At 61.5% G+C, this 16314-nt stretch carries 14 protein-coding genes and 2 pseudogenes; 7 read left to right on the top strand and 9 right to left on the bottom strand.

The annotated features are described in order from the left end of the window. Positions 1 to 55 precede the first annotated feature (55 nt). Positions 56 to 1186 (bottom strand): annotated as a pseudogene (locus tag DQW50_RS05655) (permease); the annotation flags it as partial. A gap of 469 nt (positions 1187 to 1655) precedes the next feature. Between DQW50_RS05655 and DQW50_RS05650 the strand changes: the two are divergent. Together DQW50_RS05650 and DQW50_RS05645 are read left to right on the top strand one after the other, a co-directional pair. Then, positions 1656 to 2027, top strand: a complete 372-nt coding sequence (locus DQW50_RS05650; protein WP_112078312.1) for an SHOCT domain-containing protein — start codon at positions 1656 to 1658, stop codon at positions 2025 to 2027. A 23-nt stretch (positions 2028 to 2050) separates the two neighbouring features. Continuing rightward, a complete protein-coding gene (locus DQW50_RS05645; RefSeq protein ID WP_112078311.1) occupies positions 2051 to 2680 on the top strand; it encodes a hypothetical protein in 630 nt (209 codons plus the stop codon). Between the two features lie 147 nt (positions 2681 to 2827). On the opposite strand, the pseudogene DQW50_RS05640 reads toward DQW50_RS05645, so the two are convergent. After that, a pseudogene (locus tag DQW50_RS05640) lies at positions 2828 to 2962 on the bottom strand (universal stress protein); the annotation flags it as partial. Positions 2963 to 3114: 152 nt separating this feature from the next. Between DQW50_RS05640 and DQW50_RS05635 the strand changes: the two are divergent. Then, positions 3115 to 3966 (top strand): hypothetical protein, encoded by an 852-nt coding sequence (locus DQW50_RS05635; RefSeq protein ID WP_112078309.1) that lies wholly within the window; start codon positions 3115 to 3117, stop codon positions 3964 to 3966. Between the two features lie 15 nt (positions 3967 to 3981). On the opposite strand, the gene DQW50_RS05630 is transcribed toward DQW50_RS05635, so the two are convergent. After that, positions 3982 to 4851, bottom strand: a complete 870-nt coding sequence (locus DQW50_RS05630; protein WP_198664619.1) for a CPBP family intramembrane glutamic endopeptidase — start codon at positions 4849 to 4851, stop codon at positions 3982 to 3984. A gap of 157 nt (positions 4852 to 5008) precedes the next feature. Here DQW50_RS05630 and DQW50_RS05625 point away from each other — a divergent pair, with 157 nt between their 5' ends. Next, positions 5009 to 5560 (top strand): hypothetical protein, encoded by a 552-nt coding sequence (locus tag DQW50_RS05625; RefSeq protein ID WP_112078308.1) that lies wholly within the window; start codon positions 5009 to 5011, stop codon positions 5558 to 5560. Here the strand turns inward: DQW50_RS05625 and DQW50_RS05620 are convergent, their stop codons facing one another. Beyond that, positions 5561 to 6067, bottom strand: a complete 507-nt coding sequence (locus DQW50_RS05620; protein WP_112078307.1) for a GbsR/MarR family transcriptional regulator — start codon at positions 6065 to 6067, stop codon at positions 5561 to 5563. A gap of 144 nt (positions 6068 to 6211) precedes the next feature. Here DQW50_RS05620 and DQW50_RS05615 point away from each other — a divergent pair, with 144 nt between their 5' ends. Then, positions 6212 to 6556: a transcriptional regulator gene (locus DQW50_RS05615; protein ID WP_112078306.1), complete on the top strand. Its 345-nt coding sequence runs from the start codon at positions 6212 to 6214 to the stop codon at positions 6554 to 6556. A gap of 288 nt (positions 6557 to 6844) precedes the next feature. Here DQW50_RS05615 and DQW50_RS05610 read toward each other — a convergent pair whose 3' ends face one another. The 4 genes from DQW50_RS05610 to DQW50_RS05595 all read right to left on the bottom strand — a co-directional run bounded on the left by DQW50_RS05610 (position 6845) and on the right by DQW50_RS05595 (position 14309). Continuing rightward, a complete protein-coding gene (locus DQW50_RS05610; RefSeq protein WP_112078305.1) occupies positions 6845 to 9727 on the bottom strand; it encodes an exodeoxyribonuclease V subunit beta in 2883 nt (960 codons plus the stop codon). Next, positions 9724 to 12312 carry a PD-(D/E)XK nuclease family protein gene (locus tag DQW50_RS05605; RefSeq protein WP_112078304.1) on the bottom strand — a complete coding sequence of 863 codons (2589 nt, stop codon included), beginning with the start codon at positions 12310 to 12312 and terminating at the stop codon, positions 9724 to 9726. Before DQW50_RS05605 ends, DQW50_RS05610 begins: the two co-directional genes overlap by 4 nt. A 95-nt stretch (positions 12313 to 12407) precedes the next feature. After that, on the bottom strand, positions 12408 to 13580 hold the full coding sequence (locus DQW50_RS05600; RefSeq protein ID WP_112078303.1) for an MFS transporter: 1173 nt from the start codon (positions 13578 to 13580) through the stop codon (positions 12408 to 12410). A gap of 69 nt (positions 13581 to 13649) precedes the next feature. Next, positions 13650 to 14309: an HAD family hydrolase gene (locus DQW50_RS05595; RefSeq protein ID WP_112078302.1), complete on the bottom strand. Its 660-nt coding sequence runs from the start codon at positions 14307 to 14309 to the stop codon at positions 13650 to 13652. Between the two features lie 233 nt (positions 14310 to 14542). Here DQW50_RS05595 and DQW50_RS05590 point away from each other — a divergent pair, with 233 nt between their 5' ends. Together DQW50_RS05590 and DQW50_RS05585 are read left to right on the top strand one after the other, a co-directional pair. Next, positions 14543 to 14959, top strand: coding sequence for a DUF3830 family protein (locus DQW50_RS05590; protein WP_112078301.1), 417 nt, complete (start codon positions 14543 to 14545; stop codon positions 14957 to 14959). Between the two features lie 112 nt (positions 14960 to 15071). Further along, the gene (locus DQW50_RS05585) at positions 15072 to 15527 is read left to right on the top strand and encodes a TIGR00725 family protein (RefSeq protein WP_112078300.1); all 456 of its coding nucleotides are present in this window, start codon (positions 15072 to 15074) and stop codon (positions 15525 to 15527) included. Between the two features lie 10 nt (positions 15528 to 15537). Here DQW50_RS05585 and DQW50_RS05580 read toward each other — a convergent pair whose 3' ends face one another. Then, the gene (locus tag DQW50_RS05580) at positions 15538 to 16290 is read right to left on the bottom strand and encodes a DUF4013 domain-containing protein (protein ID WP_112078299.1); all 753 of its coding nucleotides are present in this window, start codon (positions 16288 to 16290) and stop codon (positions 15538 to 15540) included. Between the last annotated feature and the right edge of the window lie 24 nt (positions 16291 to 16314).

The raw sequence follows: 16314 nt of genomic DNA, 5'->3' as shown, positions 1-16314 counted from the left end.
CACTTCCTTTGATTTGACGGCCTATCCCGCCGCCTTACATCGATTCACCAGAGCCGTTGAGTTCGAAGTACGTCTGTTCGGTTGCCGTCTCGCCACCGGCCAGATCCGGAACGATCCCGAGGGCGTCGAACAGCAGTTCCATGAGGAAGCCGGTGAACGCCATCGTCACGAAGAAGACGCCGAGGATGTACAGCATGACCTTCCAGCCGTAGTACTTCCGGTAGACGTTCAATACGGGGATCGTGATGAGGTCGGCGTAGACGAACGCGATGACGCCCGCGAAGCTGACACCACCGCCCCACAGCGCGACGGCAAACGGGACGTTACCCATGCTGCCGACGAAACTGAGGACGGCGACGGTGACTCCCATGATAGCGTTCTCGGCCGTTACGAGCAGGCCGTCACCCTGGATGAACAAGGTGTTCCAGACCCACTGGGGGACGAAGACGATGACGAACCCGGAGATGAGAAACCCCGCAATGACGTCTTTCCAGATCATCGACCACTCCTTGCGGTACTGGTTCCCGAGCTTATACCAGCCACCCCACGACAGTAGCTCCTCGCGCCACCCGCCGCGACTCGACGCCTCCTGGCGGTAGGTCTCCATACAGCCCTCCGAACAGAATTTGAGCGTCTCACCGCCATCGGTCGTGAGCGTGTACTCGTCTTTTCCCTCCATCCCGCAGGTGGGGTCTTCGGTGACGCCCGATGCGTGATCGCGCTCGTTGAGCGTTTCCCGAACTTCGCTAAACAGGTTCTCGGGGAGCGTCAGGTGAACGATGACGGCCATAACGGCGATAAGAATGAGGCCACCGAGCAACTCCGCGAGAAGGAATTCCCACCCTAACAGGATCAGTATCATCAGCCCGAGTTCGACGATGAGGTTCGTCGATGCGAACATGAACGCGAGGAAGTTCACCGCGTGGGCACCCTTCTTGAACAAGCCTTTCCCGATGGCGACGGCCCCGAAACTACAGCCACTACTCGCTGCTCCGAACACAGTCGCCTTGGTAAGCCCCGTTAGATCGCCTTCACCCAGCTCCTGTGCCATCCGTTCCTTCGAGACGTAGACCTGGACGAGACTCGTGATCGTGAGGCCCATGATGATCGCCCACGCCGCTGTCCAGAGGAACCCGACCCCGATGCGGAGGGATTCGAGGATACCATCAACTATCGTCGCCTGCATAGTTAGATCATCGTAGGCATCAGCTATTGCAATTGTTCTTAGAGAACCCCGATTTCGAGCTATCAAAACCATGGAAACAAAAGTACTGTCCGGGTCACGATCTCGAAAACAGAGTGGAAACCGGTCTCATTACGAGCAGATTGATGTGCCCACTGTCGTGATTTATTCCGTTTGTAGATACGATTCGAAACCGGCTACATCGAACGGCTACGAGCCACAATACGAAGACGGAAAGGCACCACGTCACGGCTTCGATCCGTTGCTGAACCGCTATCTTCGCATGATCCAGTCCGGTGAGTCGGCGTGATAGCGTGAAGTCTACCAGAATGAGAGTGGATTCGAACGCAGAACTGGTGTCGATCCGAGATATCGAAAGTATTTGCGGGATAGATCACAGGAAGGGAAGGCACAATCGCATTGAATAGGGAACCCGTATTGAGTACTGGAGACGGATCTTACGGAGGAAACCATGCCTGACAAACCAGACGATACACGACTCGTCACGATCGTTCTCGTTATCATCGGCGCGTTCGTCCTCTTCCCGATGTTCTTCATGGGCTTCGGGATGATGGGAGTCGGCCCGATGATGGGTGGTACGTGGGGTGGCCATATGTGGGGCGACGGAACGATGCCTGGCTGGATGTTCGTCGTCGGCATCGTGATACAGCTCCTGTTCCTCGCCGCCCTCCTCGGTGGTGGATACCTCATCTATCGCGCGATTACGGGGGATGCGAGTAACTCGGACCACGCGCTCGAAGAACTCCGGATCGCCTACGCCCGCGGAGAGTTGACCGACGAGGAATACGAACAGCGACGCGAAACACTCGACCGAGATACCTGATCACGACCGGACAACGTTGAAGAATGGCTGGCTTCTCCGATCACCGTCAACAGTCGACCCGCCCGCGACTTCCAGCATGGCTTGACCGATACACGACGCTGGGATTATACGGACTCCTTGTCGGGACGGGATTCTGTCTGATCGCGTTCCTCACGAATCCCGTTCCCGATCCCTCGTTTCCGTGGGCGACGCTTCCCGAGTCACTGCGGCTGCCGATCGTACAGCCCCGAATCGATCACTGGCCGGTGACCTACACCATTGGCATCTGGCTGTGGGTCTTTTGCTTTCCCGCGCTCTTCCTCGCTGGATATCGGCGATACGGCGACGGGAATCGTGGGGCAGCGGTGTGGCTCGTCGGGTTGCCGACCGTCACGATGCTGGGCTGGACTACGTACTGCCGGTTCTTCTGGCCGAAACTCCACCCACCCACCTGGAACGCCCCGGCCTACACGTTCGTTTGCTGGCTGTACTGCTCCTCGTACAACGCGCTCTGGAGTAATCTCGGCTATCTGATCGCGTTCGTCGGCGTCGTCGCGACGATTCTAGCTGTACGACGCCGACACGGAGCTGGATACGTCCTGGTCGGGTTCGGTCTCTTCGCACTTCCCCTCGGATTGCCAGCTGTCTATGCGGGTTCCCGTTGGGCGAAGTGAGTGGCGAGCGTACGTACGGTAGGAGAAAGAGAGAATCAGATACATTCGCTCAGTCCCGAAGTCGTGCTCCTAACTGCCCGACGTTACGTTTTAGGAACGTTAGCGAGTATCCGTCCGACTGAAATCGAGTTCTCAAGTCCTCAGAGGTCATCTAGTTCTACTCGGTCTGATACGGGCGGATCGTCCGATACTCGTCACTGGAGTCCGTGCTCGACGGGAGACAGTTTCGGCAACGCTTCTGAGGAGCGTACGATCGGTTCCTGAGCGGCCATGGCTGCCTATACCCATCCAATTCATCGATCACACCCGTTATTGAGTTCTGTTTCTTACTAACACACAACATGCTCGATTCACCGTTGGTCGATACTCGAGACTCGGTTCAGGTTACAGGACCATGTGTGAGCCGGCGCTCTATCCTCACGCGAATTGGAGCCGTGGCTGGAACCGCAGTTACCGTCTCACTTGCCGGCTGCTCGTCGTCAGGGGCCGACCACGCGTCGTACTGGTCGGAGAGCCGCCAACTGGACATCGACTACGATGCCGTACTGACGGCCGCCCGTGACACCGGATATACGGTCGACGAACCGTACTACGTTGGCACGAAGGACGCCCGTGGGGTACACCCCGCCGGAGTCGCCGATTTCGATGACCGATTCGGGCCGGAGTATCGGGTGTTCGGGTTCACGTTCTTCCCCGCCGAGTACGTCTTCGTGGAGGTCTGGCTCACCGATGAGACACCGACGGTCACACTTATCGACGACCGCGGCTTCGACGAGTTCCCCGTCGAATCGGTACCACCCGAAGCGTGGTTGATCGACCGCCTCACGCTCGCGTTCGACATCTCCGAGACGACTGCACGTGATCACGTAGCCGATCTCCGTGAACAGGTCGCAGAGGGAACATCGAACCCGTCGATCGATGTGGATGCGTCCGTCTCCTTCCCCCGCGTCTACGAGGCCATCGAGACCGAACGAACGGATGCGTCCGGCTCGGAAACTGGCGGCGACGGCTGGTACAAAGAAACCTCGTATCGGGACGGCACTCGATACGCCACCGTCGACATCATCGTCCAGAGTGCGGAGATCAAGCACGAAGACGGCGACCGAACGTACACGATCGAACTCGATCGGCTCGGTGGGTTGTATGTGACGATCGGACTCCCAGTCGGTGAAGAGATCCCCGAAGACGAATACCGGCAGGTCCTCAGAGATATGTTCGAGGACGTTGGGCTTCCGACCGAAGTCGTTGACGACCTTACGTTCGAGTACGCTGGCTCGATCTGGTGAGTTACTGGTTCTGGTTCACCCTCTCCCGATATCATCCGCCCCAGGAATCGCTCCACGAGCGAGCGAGTCGCGGCCGTAGTACGCAATGAGGGCGACGACAACGAGTAACTGTACCGCCAACTGGACTATCACGACCGTCCCGACTGCGGTTTCGTCGATCACGCCATCGACGACGATCAGATCCGGCGCGAGCGGCAACAATATATCCGCGGTGTTCGCCATTGCGTGTAGCACCATCACGATCAACACGCTGCCAGTCCCGTTGTACGCCCACGCGAGGACGACCGACAAGAGGACGATACCGACGAACCACCCGATCTGGTTGACAAAGGTGAATCCCGAATGCGGGGTGATCGGAATGAGAAAGTACGGAAGATGCCAGCCGGCCCAGACGACGCCAATGATTAGACTCGCCGTCAGCGCACTGTAACGCTCGTTCAGATAGGGCTGGGCGAACCCTCGCCATCCTGGTTCTTCGTTCAAACCCCCGCTGACCGTCAGTCCGAAGATGAACACGATAGCGATCAGAACAGGCGACTGTGTGGGTTGCTCGAGATCAACTGGCCCACCGATCGCTGCGAGGACGACCGCCGTGACGCCGATGATGGCGATCGGGATCCCGAATGCTGCGACCCACCACGACAAGCCGACCCGCCAGCGGACGATTTGACGGGCCCACGCTCGAACGTCGTCGCCCCGCAGCCACGTCACCACCGCGGCGCTTACAGGGGGGCCGAAACTCCCGATGTAGATGAGAATCCATGGAATCCAACTCTCTTGCATAAACGCGGCCGGGGCCGTAATGATCCACGTGTAGGCATACGCACCGACAAAAAATGCTGTAACTGGATGCGTATCTATCCAGAGGATCCGACTGTCTGCCATACACAAACACCAAGGAGAAAAATGATAACTCTATGGGAGATACTACGCCAAGTCGGATAGCCCCGCACGGTCTTAGACGACGAATATCGGTGTTACCTGAACACCGCCGCCATCACACACCGAAGTTACTTTCGTGATCCAACTGGTTTTACGCGTAATGGCTACCTATGAAGCGTTTGACCGGGACGTAGAGGTGAACGGTCGAACGGTACTGACGATCGTCGAGGAAGCGATGGGGAGATTTTCCGACGCGTACCAAAAACGAGCAGTAGAGGCGCTCGCTGTGGAAGGGATTACTGACCCCGATCCCGAGGAGTGGTATCCGCAACAAACCTGGTTGAACGCCTTCGAGACGATCGCTGACGAATTACAGCCGCACGTCCTCGATCGGCTCGGCGAGCAAATTCCAGCAGTCGCCCAGTGGCCGAACGATTTCGATACAGTTCCCGAGGGTCTCCAGTCGATCGACGAAGCCTACCGACGCAACCATCGAGGTGGGGAGATCGGCTCCTATCAGTTCGAACGGACGGCTGACCGAGAAGGAGAACTCACGTGTCACACCCCGTATCCCTGCCCGTTCGACCGGGGACTCGTTCGCGGCGTCGCCAAGAAATACGCGTCCGTCGACGCGTTCGTCTTCATCGAGGAGACGGGAGAAACGTGCCGTCGTGAGGGAGACGATACCTGTGTGTACACCGTGTACTGGTGATCATCGGTCGTAGGATTCGAGCGCGTCCCGGAGTTCTCCAACCGTAAAATCCGAGGCCAGCGCGACGATCTCCTGGAGATCTTCGTACGTCTCTCGGAGTTCTTCGATCCGTTCGGTCTCGGCTCCGCTATCGTCAGGTAGCTGTGCTTCGGCGCGCTGGATCGTCCGGAGTGTCGTCTGTAGCTCCCGTTGAACGTACTGTTGGAACACGTCCTGGAGGATGAACCAGATCTCACGCTCGGCCGTGTATTGTACGCGTCGGCCACCGCCCTCCGAGGACCGACGGCGGATAAGTCCGATCCGTGCCAACGTGCGGGTGACGTTGCTGATCGTCGATTTCGCATAGCCGGTTTCGTCGACGAGTTCCGGGATCGAACGCGGTTCTTCGGAGAAGTACAGTACGCCGTAGATTCGACCTGCGCTCCGACTCAGCCCGTAGACTTCTGCCGATTGCTCCATCGACTCGATGACGCGTTCGCGGGCGACGGCGCGAGGTTCCTCACTCATGGCTACCTATTATCCACACGACGTGATAGCGAGTGGGTTGAATCATATCCCTACCGTGGATTTCGTAAGTATTAAATCGTTTGATTCGTTTGTTCGGAGTAGACCGAACAAATCGAACAACACGATTGTGAGGTGAGAATACCTATGGCAAGCGCCTTCCCACATCAGCCCCCCGTCGACCACGCGCCGCGTGAACGGACGAACGTCGTGGTCGATCGGAACGAACCAACCGACGTACTACAGATCCTTTCCTCCGAAACGGCCCAGGAGATCCTCGTCACACTCAAATCGGAGCCGCGAACGGCATCGGATATCGCCGAATCAGTCGATCAATCGGTACAGACCGTCTCCTACCACCTCAAACGACTGTGCGAGGCGGAGCTAATCACGCCGATCGAGACGTGGTACTCGAAAAAAGGCCGTGAAATGACGGTATACGCACTCGCCACCGAACGACTCGTGGTGAAATTTCACGACGACACGGACTGACCGGTCGTAGTGGTTCCACCGATCGAACCACTTCTATGGCCCCGACTGCCGGGAGCGTCAGGAGGTCGCCGTCGACGGGACGAGGGCCGAAACCGACGGCGGGGAGGTCTACGTCCAGGCGGCAGTCGATCGTGACACGCTCGAAGTGTTACGCCTTCGCCGCTCTCGACCGTGACACGCTCCGACCGTGACACGTTCCGACCGTGACACGCCCCGACCGTGACACGCCCCGACCGTGACACGCCCCGACCGTGACACGCTTAACGGGTCTATGGAGTCCTTCTTGAGTTAGCCTTCCGTCGCATCGACGATGAGTTCCTGTAGCTCGGTTTTCGTCAGTGGCTCGATCGATACTCGATCCCCGGATTCGGTGTAGTATACTGCTGTGCGAACGGGTCGGTCGGGATACAGTTCGGCAACGACGTGATAGTAGACACTCAGCTGTTTCCGATACTCCGGTTCCGCGTGTCGACCCCTATCGGTTTTGAAGTCGATGACGTCGACGCCGTCCGGAGCAATATGGAGCAGGTCGATGACACCGGAGAGCGTAACCCGGCCTCGTTCCGTTTCGATCGGCAGGTAGGCGTCCTCCTCGGGGAAGAGTTCTCCCGGAAGCGAATCGATCATCGACTTCACGTTCTCCTCGTCCGCGTTTCTGGGCTCGACGTCCTCCCCGAGACAATAGCGCTCGGCGAACGAATGTAGCTGGGTACCGAACTCCATCCCTTCACCGCCCTCGACCCCCTCGTAGACGGTCTCGTCCATTATCGAGTGTGGTGAGTAGCTTTGGGGACCGACCCGTTCGGGCAAGCGAACGTCTAATACCGTCCGTGTATCCGGTGAAGCGTCGAACGTCGGGACGTCCGGATCTCCCTGCTCTACCTCGACCGGGAGCTCTCCGAGGAACCTGTTTGGGGTTCCACCGGCAGTAAACAGCACGTGGCTTTCGGCCCGAGTGATCGCCACGTAGAGGAGCCGTCGCTCCTCGTCGTAGTCTCGTGGCAGACACGTGCTGAGGACGTCGGCTTTCCAGTTATCGTAGATATACGCCTGCCCGTGGACGTCGTCGTACGTCGTACAGTGACGGAGCCCGATCGAATCGGAATACATCACTGTGCTGTTTCTCCCGCCCGATGGCGGGAAGCGACCGTCGTTCATGTTCGCGATGAAGACGATGGGGTGTTCGAGCCCCTTCGTGGCGTGTATCGTCCGAACGGTGACCGAATCGTCCCCCGCGCTCGTGTTGACTTCGTGTGTACTCCCGTGTTCGATACCCCGAGCGATGAACCGAATGAGGTCGCCGGTCGTGAGCGTCGTCGTCTCCCGAATCGACCCGATAGTGTGGAGCAACACGTCGGCACGGGGGCCAGTGAAGCCGTACCGTTCGAACACGCGCCTGACGACACCACCGAGAGAGTCGACGGACCCCAGCGAGACACGGAACTTCAGCATGTCGTCGGGATACGACCCGGTTTCGAGGATATGCTTGATCTCGTCGAGCGTGTACCCGGCCCGTTCGAGGATCGGTGCCCAACCACGGTCTCCATCGTATTCGAGAACACGAAGCCACGCGAGGAGCAGTTTGGCCTGATCGGTACGGAAGAGTTCGATACCGCCCTCGTAGGCCATCGGCAGGCCGTGGTCGTCCGCCACCTGCTGAAGTTCCCGACCGAAATCCCGCGTTCGTGTGAGAACTGCGATGTCGCGGTACGCGGGTGACCGACGGGTACCGTCCTCGTCCTCGACGAGATACTCCGGGTTCCCGACGACGTCGTCGATCGCCGTCAACAGGGCTTCGTGTTCCTCTTCGTGCTGGATGGCTCGAATCGTGGAGCCATCGTTGTCGGCGTTCGATTCGAGGTGGACGATACGGTCGCGGACGGCTTCGACGTCGACGGAGTCGTACTTCGCTGCAGGGACGGTCAGACTCTCCTCGGAGAAATCCAGTATGGTCTGTGTGGACCGGTAGTTCTCTTCGAGTTCGATCGTCGAGACCGAGGACGTATCGTACGTCACTCGCGTGTGGTCGCCGTTCAGTTCGGACGCGAACCGTGAGAAACGGCTGCGGAACTCCAGGATGTTCTCGACGGCAGCGTACTGGAACGAGTAGATGCTCTGTTTCCAGTCCCCGACGACACAGATGTTGTTCGTGTCCGCCAGGAGCAAAGCGAGTTTGAATTGGACCTCGCTGGAGTCCTGAAACTCGTCCACCATCACGTACTCGAAGCACAGTTCGCTGCGTAGTTGGTGGTCTTCACACAGCAGCACGAACGCGAACAGCTGGAGGAAGCTGAAATTCAGGTAATTACGCGAGAGCGTAAAGCGGAGGTACTCGAAGTATACGTCGTGGACGAACGCTTTGAGGTTCCCTCGGTCTTCTTCGAATGCGCGTGAGGCGACGTCGTCCGGGACCCGCTTCCCGTCACCTCTGATGTCCGCTTTCGTGGGGGCATCCGGAAGATAGCAGCTGTTCTTCCCGTATCGGTAGAGTTTCGATCGTAACCGGGACTGCTTTCTCCCCCCGTTCCGGGGCTCGTTCATCCGGTCGAACTGGCGTTTGAACGCGGCGTAGTCGCCATCGAGATGTGACTCCCCGTCGCGATACCAGCCGTCAGCAGTTGGGAACACCCCCTTTGCCGCGAGCTGACCGATGAGGTCGAGTAGTTCGCTCGGGTCGACTATCGTCCGCAGGAAGTCACTGTACTCCGGGTGATCGTCGGTAAACTGCTCGAAGAACTCCTGAAACAGCGCCTCCTCGACGACGTCGTCCTCGATGATACGCGTCGAACTCGGGATGTGGTCGTCGATACCCAACAGTTTGGGAGCGTCGAAGCCGTAGTCCTGGAGAATATCTCTACCGAGGCTGTGGAAGGTCTGGATCGGTGCGTCGGCGAGTTCCGCCGTTCCGTAGTCACAGTGAGCGACGATGCGGTCTTTCATCTCTCTCGCCGCGTTCCGCGTAAACGTGATGAGCAGGACGTCCTCCGGTGAGGCGTCCGTCGTCTCGAGGATATGCGCGTAGCGACGCGTGACAGCGAAGGTTTTCCCCGTCCCGGCACCGGCGTCTACGACATACGTGCCATCGATGCTGGTGATGAGCCGCCGTTGTTTCTCGTTCGGTGTCGGTGCTGCCTGGGACCCCGATCGGGACTCCGGACGTGTGTCCGTCATCGGTCACCCTCCAGCAGCAGGTCCCGGTGGTTGACACGACGGTAGTTCGGCTCGTCTACCAGGTCCGCGATGGGGAACCGCTCTTCACCCGCGCGGCGAGTATGTATCTCCGAGAGTCGTTCCGAGACGAACGCCTCGAAGGCGTCGAGGTCGTCCTCGAAGTAGTTGCGATCCCTGATGCGGACGAATTCTCGCATCACCTGCTTGCACCCTTTCTCGACGTATTTGTAGTCTCCAACGACGTCCGCCATGGTGCTCGTGAACGCGGTTCCAAACGCTGAATCGATGAGTTCGTCGGTATCCCGTGTGTCGGGAAACGTCGTCGTCTCGAACACTGCCAGGTAGTCCTCGTACGACGACTTCGAGAGCGTCTTTCGGCACGCGTTCGACCCCTCATCACGGAGTTTTCGGTAGACGTCTTCGCTACGGATGTAGGCGAGATAGGTGGTCGGGTAGTAGTCGACCGTGGTGATCGTGTCAGCTACGTCCGCCTCCCCACGTACGATGTCGTCGACGTTCTCCAGGAAATGGACGAACACGAACTCGAGGCGCTCGTCCGGCTGCCGTGAACGCTGGTGAGTCAGATAGAGCTTCGCCTGGAAATCTGGTGTCGTGGAGATGTCGTCGAGAGTCGAGTCCCTCACCACCGTCATCGCGGATCGCTTCGAGCCGCTCTTGTAATCGACCAGTCGAGTGGGAGACGCGACAAGGTCTATCTTCCCTTTCACACCGATGGCCTCGTTCTCGAACCACCGTTCCGTTACGTCACTCCCGACGGGTTTTCCGAAGTGTTCGGCGAACGTGTTCTCCCCCCGTCTTCTGCTCTCGACAGCGACCGTCTCCGGTGCGTGTTCGTCGAGAAACTCGACGACGTTCCGAACGCCGGCTCGATATCGGGTTCGATGGACGTCCCCGTCTATCCCGCGGATGAACGGCTCCATCTCTCCGAGCATGACGTCCACGATCTCGTCGACGTCGTCAGTCGAGACACGCTCCGGGTGGTGGACGTAGAACTCAGCGAAATCGTGGAAGAGGTTCCCTTCGCGAAAGTAGTCCCTGTCGGGTGAGTCGACGATCCGGTCGAAAAAGTAGTCTCGCGGTGAATTGACGTACGTGCTGAGACTGGACTGGCTGATGGTATCGAGTTCAGTCGTAGCCACGGAGACCGGATCGGCCTCGAACGGCGTTTCCGAGGACGGCTTCGGCGAGGTGTACCGTTCCGTAGAGCGGTCGCTGAATCGAGAGAACGATCCCTCGAGGAGTTCCTCGAAATAGAGACACGGAGCGACGGGGCTGCCACCGACACTGTCTCGAACGAGATACCACTGGGACGTTCCGTTCTGTACCAGTAGCTGAAACTGTGCGAGGTGGCGGTCGAATTCGGTTTGACGGTCCACCCACGGTCGTCGGAGCGGCGTTCTCGTCCAGTCGTCGTCGAGTCCGAGATAGAACACGAGCGGCCGGTCGACGTGCGTCGCGGATTTGGCATCGGCGAGAAGGACACCCTCGTTCTCGCGGTCGATCGGCACCTCGTAGGACTGTAGGTAGAACTCTAGGTCGTCGACCCGCGACTCCGTAATCGTCCGTGAAGCGAGACCGAGCGTTCGTAATTCGTCGTGGAACGCACCCAACCCGTCACTCTCAAGCGTTGACACGTACTCCGAGAGCGCGGTTTCGAACGACCACTCGCCGGCTGTTACGTTGTGACACCACTCGATCAGCCAGTCCGCTCCGGCGACATCGAGCCTGTGGAGACGTTTCTCGTCGTGGTCGACGTCTACGCACAGCCCGACGTGCTGGAGTACCGGCCGGATATCGGAGACGCGGACGTCACTCCCGCGGAACGCGACACGAAGCAGTCGCAGAAACGCCCGATGGTTCGGATCATCGAGAAAACCCGGCCCACCGTAGAACGGAACGTCGGCGGCCTCGAGTGCGGATTCGACGAGGATCGAGAACTCACTGTCCGCATCGAGTACGACGGCAACGTCGTCGGCAGTCCCCTCGGTGACCGCTCCGTGGAGACCGTCGATGATGTCCGCAGCGGTATCGAATACCCGGAACGGTGGCATCTCGAACGTCCGGTCAGTGAACCGGTCGACGGTATCGTACGCCGATGGCAGGATGGACCGTTCGAGCTCCGTCAGTAGCGGATAGCCGACGACGGCGAGGTTCGTCGATTCGTCGACGGTGTAGTCGGTGAGGTGGCGGGAGGTGGTATCGAGATGGCGGACACGCTCGACGGCGCGCTCGACACCCGGAGTGTCGAACTGGTCGAACGAGAGGATGGCGTCCGGGCGGGCGGTGTACTCCCAGCAGTGGAGTATCTCCTCGCCGAGATAGGCCGCCTGTTTCCACGAGAGGTCGGTCTCGTGGAGTAACTCCAGAAAGATCGTTCGCTCTTCGACCTGTTCCCGGCGTCCGGCGGCCACCCTCCGTGGAGTCGTCGCAAAGTTCCCCAGGTGGGGACGGTCTAACTGTCGGTTCAGCGCACTGGCGAGGGGAGCGTCCGGCACCAGAACCAGGTCGTACTCCCTGACGTCCTCATAAAGCGACGGGAGGGACTTCGCCCGTTGAATCGGCATGATACCACACAACTACGCTGTAACGGGTAAGTGTTTACCAGGTACCGCGTCACCGTCGACGACGGCCCTCCCCGTCCACACTGCCGACACATCGCTCACTCGACGGTCCCGCGTCCGCCGGGGAGGCCCCTGCGGGCGTGGAGCGCGCCGAGGACGACGGCAACCGCGAGGACGCCCGTCCCGCCAGCGACGAACGCGGCGTCGAAGCCGACGCGCTCGACCGTGACACCGAGCGCGCCGCTACCGGTAGACTCGAAGAGCAGGGCGATCCCACTGAAGACGGCGTACGCGCTGGCGCGGTTGTCCGCGGGAAGCGAGTCGAGCAGGAACGTATCGGTAGCGGGGAACATCGCGTGAATCACGAAACCGATCGCGACGGTGGCGGCGACGATCGTCACGGCGGATTCGGCGGCGACGAGCCCGAGGAGCGCGCCGGCGAAGGAGACGAGGATCCCGAGGAGGTACGGGATCTGCGGGAGCCGGTCGGCGAGCTGGCCGCCGAACCAGAACGCGGGCAGGCCGGCCGCGAAGACGACGGTGAGGAGGGAGTTCGCGAACCCGGTCGAGAGCCCTTTCGTTCCCGTGAGATACGTGACGTAGAAGTTGAACACGCCCTGCCAGACGAACCCGGGGACAGCCACGACGACGATCACGAGGAGGATGACCCGCCAGTGGGAGAGTGCCGACCGGAAGTCGCGGTCGGCGCCCGCGCCCTCCGGGAGGGGCTCCCGTCGCAGTACGACGAACAGGACGGTGGTGACCGCGAGCGCCGCGACCGCGAGCAGGCGGAAGACGTCGCCCCAGCCGGCGACGAGGAGGACGCCGACCACGACCCCCGGAGCGATCACGGCCGCGAGCTGGCTCGCTGCCCCGTGGATACCGATGGCTCGCCCGCGCCCGCTCGGGAAGAGTTCGGCGACGAGCGGCACCGCCGCCACGAAGTACGCCCCGGAGGCGAGCCCGATGAAGAGCGCGCCGACCTGGAGCGTCCGGATGGTGTCGGCGCTACCGGTGACGGTGGCGGCGGCAGCGAGCGCGAGCCCGGATCCCAACACGACGTAGTGTCTCGGGACCCGCGTGAGGAGGTAGCCGACCGGGATCCGTGGGAGCGCCGACCCCACCCACACCAGCGTCGTGACGGAGCCGACGACCGCGGGGCTCGCGCCGAACTCCGAGCCGATCGTCGGGACGAGCGGCGCGAACGCGACGCGTCCGAGGTTTACGAGGAAGACGAGCCCACAGAGGGTGCCGAACGTCCGTCGGGTCATGTCCCTCGAGACCGGCGGTTCTCGGGGGTGAACGGGCCGGGTAGCGTCGGCGGAACGGCCTCCCGACCGTCACACGCCACAGACGTCGAAGAGGTCGTCCAACGTCTCGATCTCCCAGGTGGGCCAGACGTTGAGTTCCCAGTTGCGGCGGTGTGGCCGGCGGATGAACGCGGAGTCGACGCCGGCGTTTTCCGCGGCCTTCACGTCGGACTCGTTGTCGCCGACGAAGAGCGCCGAGTCGGCGTCCAGATCGCCGAGCGCACGCTCGAGGTAGTGCGGGTTCGGCTTCCGGAGCTGGAGGCTGTGGATCGTGGGCTCCCGGCCGTACGCCGCGCCGAACCCCTCGAAGCCGTCGAAATGCTTGACGAGGAAGTCGACGGTCGCCTGCTGGTTTGAGGAGACGATCCCCATCTTCACGTCGAGTTCCTCGAGCGTGTCGAGGTCGTCGTAAGGGGTCTTCCGGCCCGCGCGGGCCTCCTGTTGTTGGGCTCTCGAGACCACGTCGTCGCGCGTCCGCCAGAACGACCCCGGATCGAGGTCGTACGTCTGACAGACGGTCCCTACGCTGCCGGGGGTCGCGCCGATCGTCATCCGCTCTACGTCGTCGGGGTCGGGGTCGTCGACACCACACTCCTCGAACGCGTCCCGGGTCGCTTCCTGGAGCACGTCGAAGCGCGTGCGGCCGACGAGAACACCGTCGTTGTCGAAGACGACGGTATCGTATCTCATAACGTCAGTCCTCGCCCGATGCTTAAAAACGTTTCACCACGGCTACGAGCGTCGATCGGGCGGCGGCAACGGTCTCCCACCCCGGCTGGGATCGCGACAGCCGGAGTGTGACCCCCGACGACGGACGATCCCCAGCGAAGGACGATCCCCAGCGAAGGACGATCCCCAGCGAAGGACGATCCCCGACGACGGTGGCCTTTTCAATACGTCCCGAGACGGGACGACCACCGTCCATGATAACGATCGATATCGAGGGAACGACGTTCACGGCGGAGCTTCACGAGGACCGGGCGCCCGAGTCGGTCGCGGCGGTCCGCGAGTTCCTGCCGCTGGAATCGGAGCTCATGCACGTGCGCTGGAGCGGCATCGCCACCTGGATCGAGATCGACGAGATAGACCTCCCGGAGATCCCGCGAGAGAACCACACGGTCTACCCGTCGCGTGGCGACCTGCTTTTGTATCCGGGATACCGGAACGAACAGGAGATCCTCCTTCCCTGCGGGCCGACGTGTTTCAAGAGTCCCGCGGGCGAACTCGCCGGCAACCACTTCGCGACGGTCGACGCGACCGCGGAGGAGCTCCGGGAGATCGAACGGGCGACGCTCCGCGACGGCGTCCACGACGTCGAGATCAGGCTGGCCGACTCGTAGCGGGGGCCACGACGCCGGAGCCACGTTCCGTACCCGTCGGAACGATGGCCGACGATCGACCCCGACCCGAAGACACCCCCGATTTTTGTGCCCTCGTGGGGGACGCCCGGGTATGCGTGTCAGCGTCATCGGTGGGAGTTCGGTTCCGCCCGAGACGGCGGCGGTCGCAGAAGAGCTGGGGACCGAACTCGCCGAGCGCGGCCACACCGTCGTCTGCGGCGGCCTCGGCGGCGTGATGGAATCGGTCTGTCGGGGCGCCCGCGAAGCGGGCGGCGAGACGATCGGGATCCTCCCGACCGACCGGCGCGCGGACGCGAACCCGTTCGTCACGACGGCGATCGCCACCGGTCTGGGGCACGCTCGCAACGCCCTCGTCGTGATGAACGGCGACGCAGTGATCGCGGTGAACGGCGGTCCCGGGACCCTCTCGGAGATCGGACTCGCGCTCGCCCACGGACGAGCGGTCGCGGGACTCGACACGCACGACGTCGAAGGGGTCGAGGCGATCGATTCGCCGACGGCCGCGGTCGACTACGTGGAGGGCCGAGTCGCCGACGGACCGGGATGAAACGGAGGGTTCAGCGACCGTCGACGGGGAACCCGTTCCACGACCGGCCGATGACGGAGTACCCGGCGACGGCGAAGTAGAACCCCACGAACGCGCCGGCGATCGTCCCCAGGACCGGGACGACGTTGAGGACGCCGGCGACGACGCTACCGATCAGGAACACGACGAGGGCCGTCCCCCACGCGAGCGCGTACGCCCGGGAGGTCCAGATCGGTTTCAGCGTCCCGACGTCGAAGCCCGCACCGACCGAGCGCGTCCGGGCGAAGTTCGCCAGCGCAGCCGGGAGCAGGTACGCGACGAGCAGTGCGAGAGCGAACCACACCATCCCCCCGACGAGGACGCCGAGCACGCCGAGGCCGGCTACGATCCCCTCGCCGTCACCTGCGCCGATCCCCGCGATGCCGACGAGGACCCCGACGCCGCCGACGAGCAGCGGGACGAAGCCGTAGACGAGCCCGATCACTGCTGCCTTGACTCCCGTGACGGTCAGTTCCCCGAGGTCGTCGAACGTCGGCGGCACCTCGTCGCCGTCGGCGGTTCGGTCGAGCACCCGGACGAAGTATCCCGCGAGGACGAACAGCGGAACGAGGAGGAAGCCGAAGATCGTGAGGAGGCCCCCGATGAGGACGGTCTTCACGACGTCGTCGCTCTCGGCGGGGTACCGGACGGCCGTCTCGATCTCGCCGATCAGTCCGTCGCGCTCGCCGCCGATCGCGGCTCCGCGCTCGTCCGAAACGTCGAGGTCACGTTTTTCTGTTGTCATGAAGTCTCCCAAGAGTGGACGCGG

It is taken from the genome of Halorubrum sp. 48-1-W (assembly GCF_003287355.1).
Classification (GTDB): Archaea; Halobacteriota; Halobacteria; order Halobacteriales; family Haloferacaceae; genus Halorubrum.
This window is presented reverse-complemented; position numbering and strand designations above follow the sequence as displayed.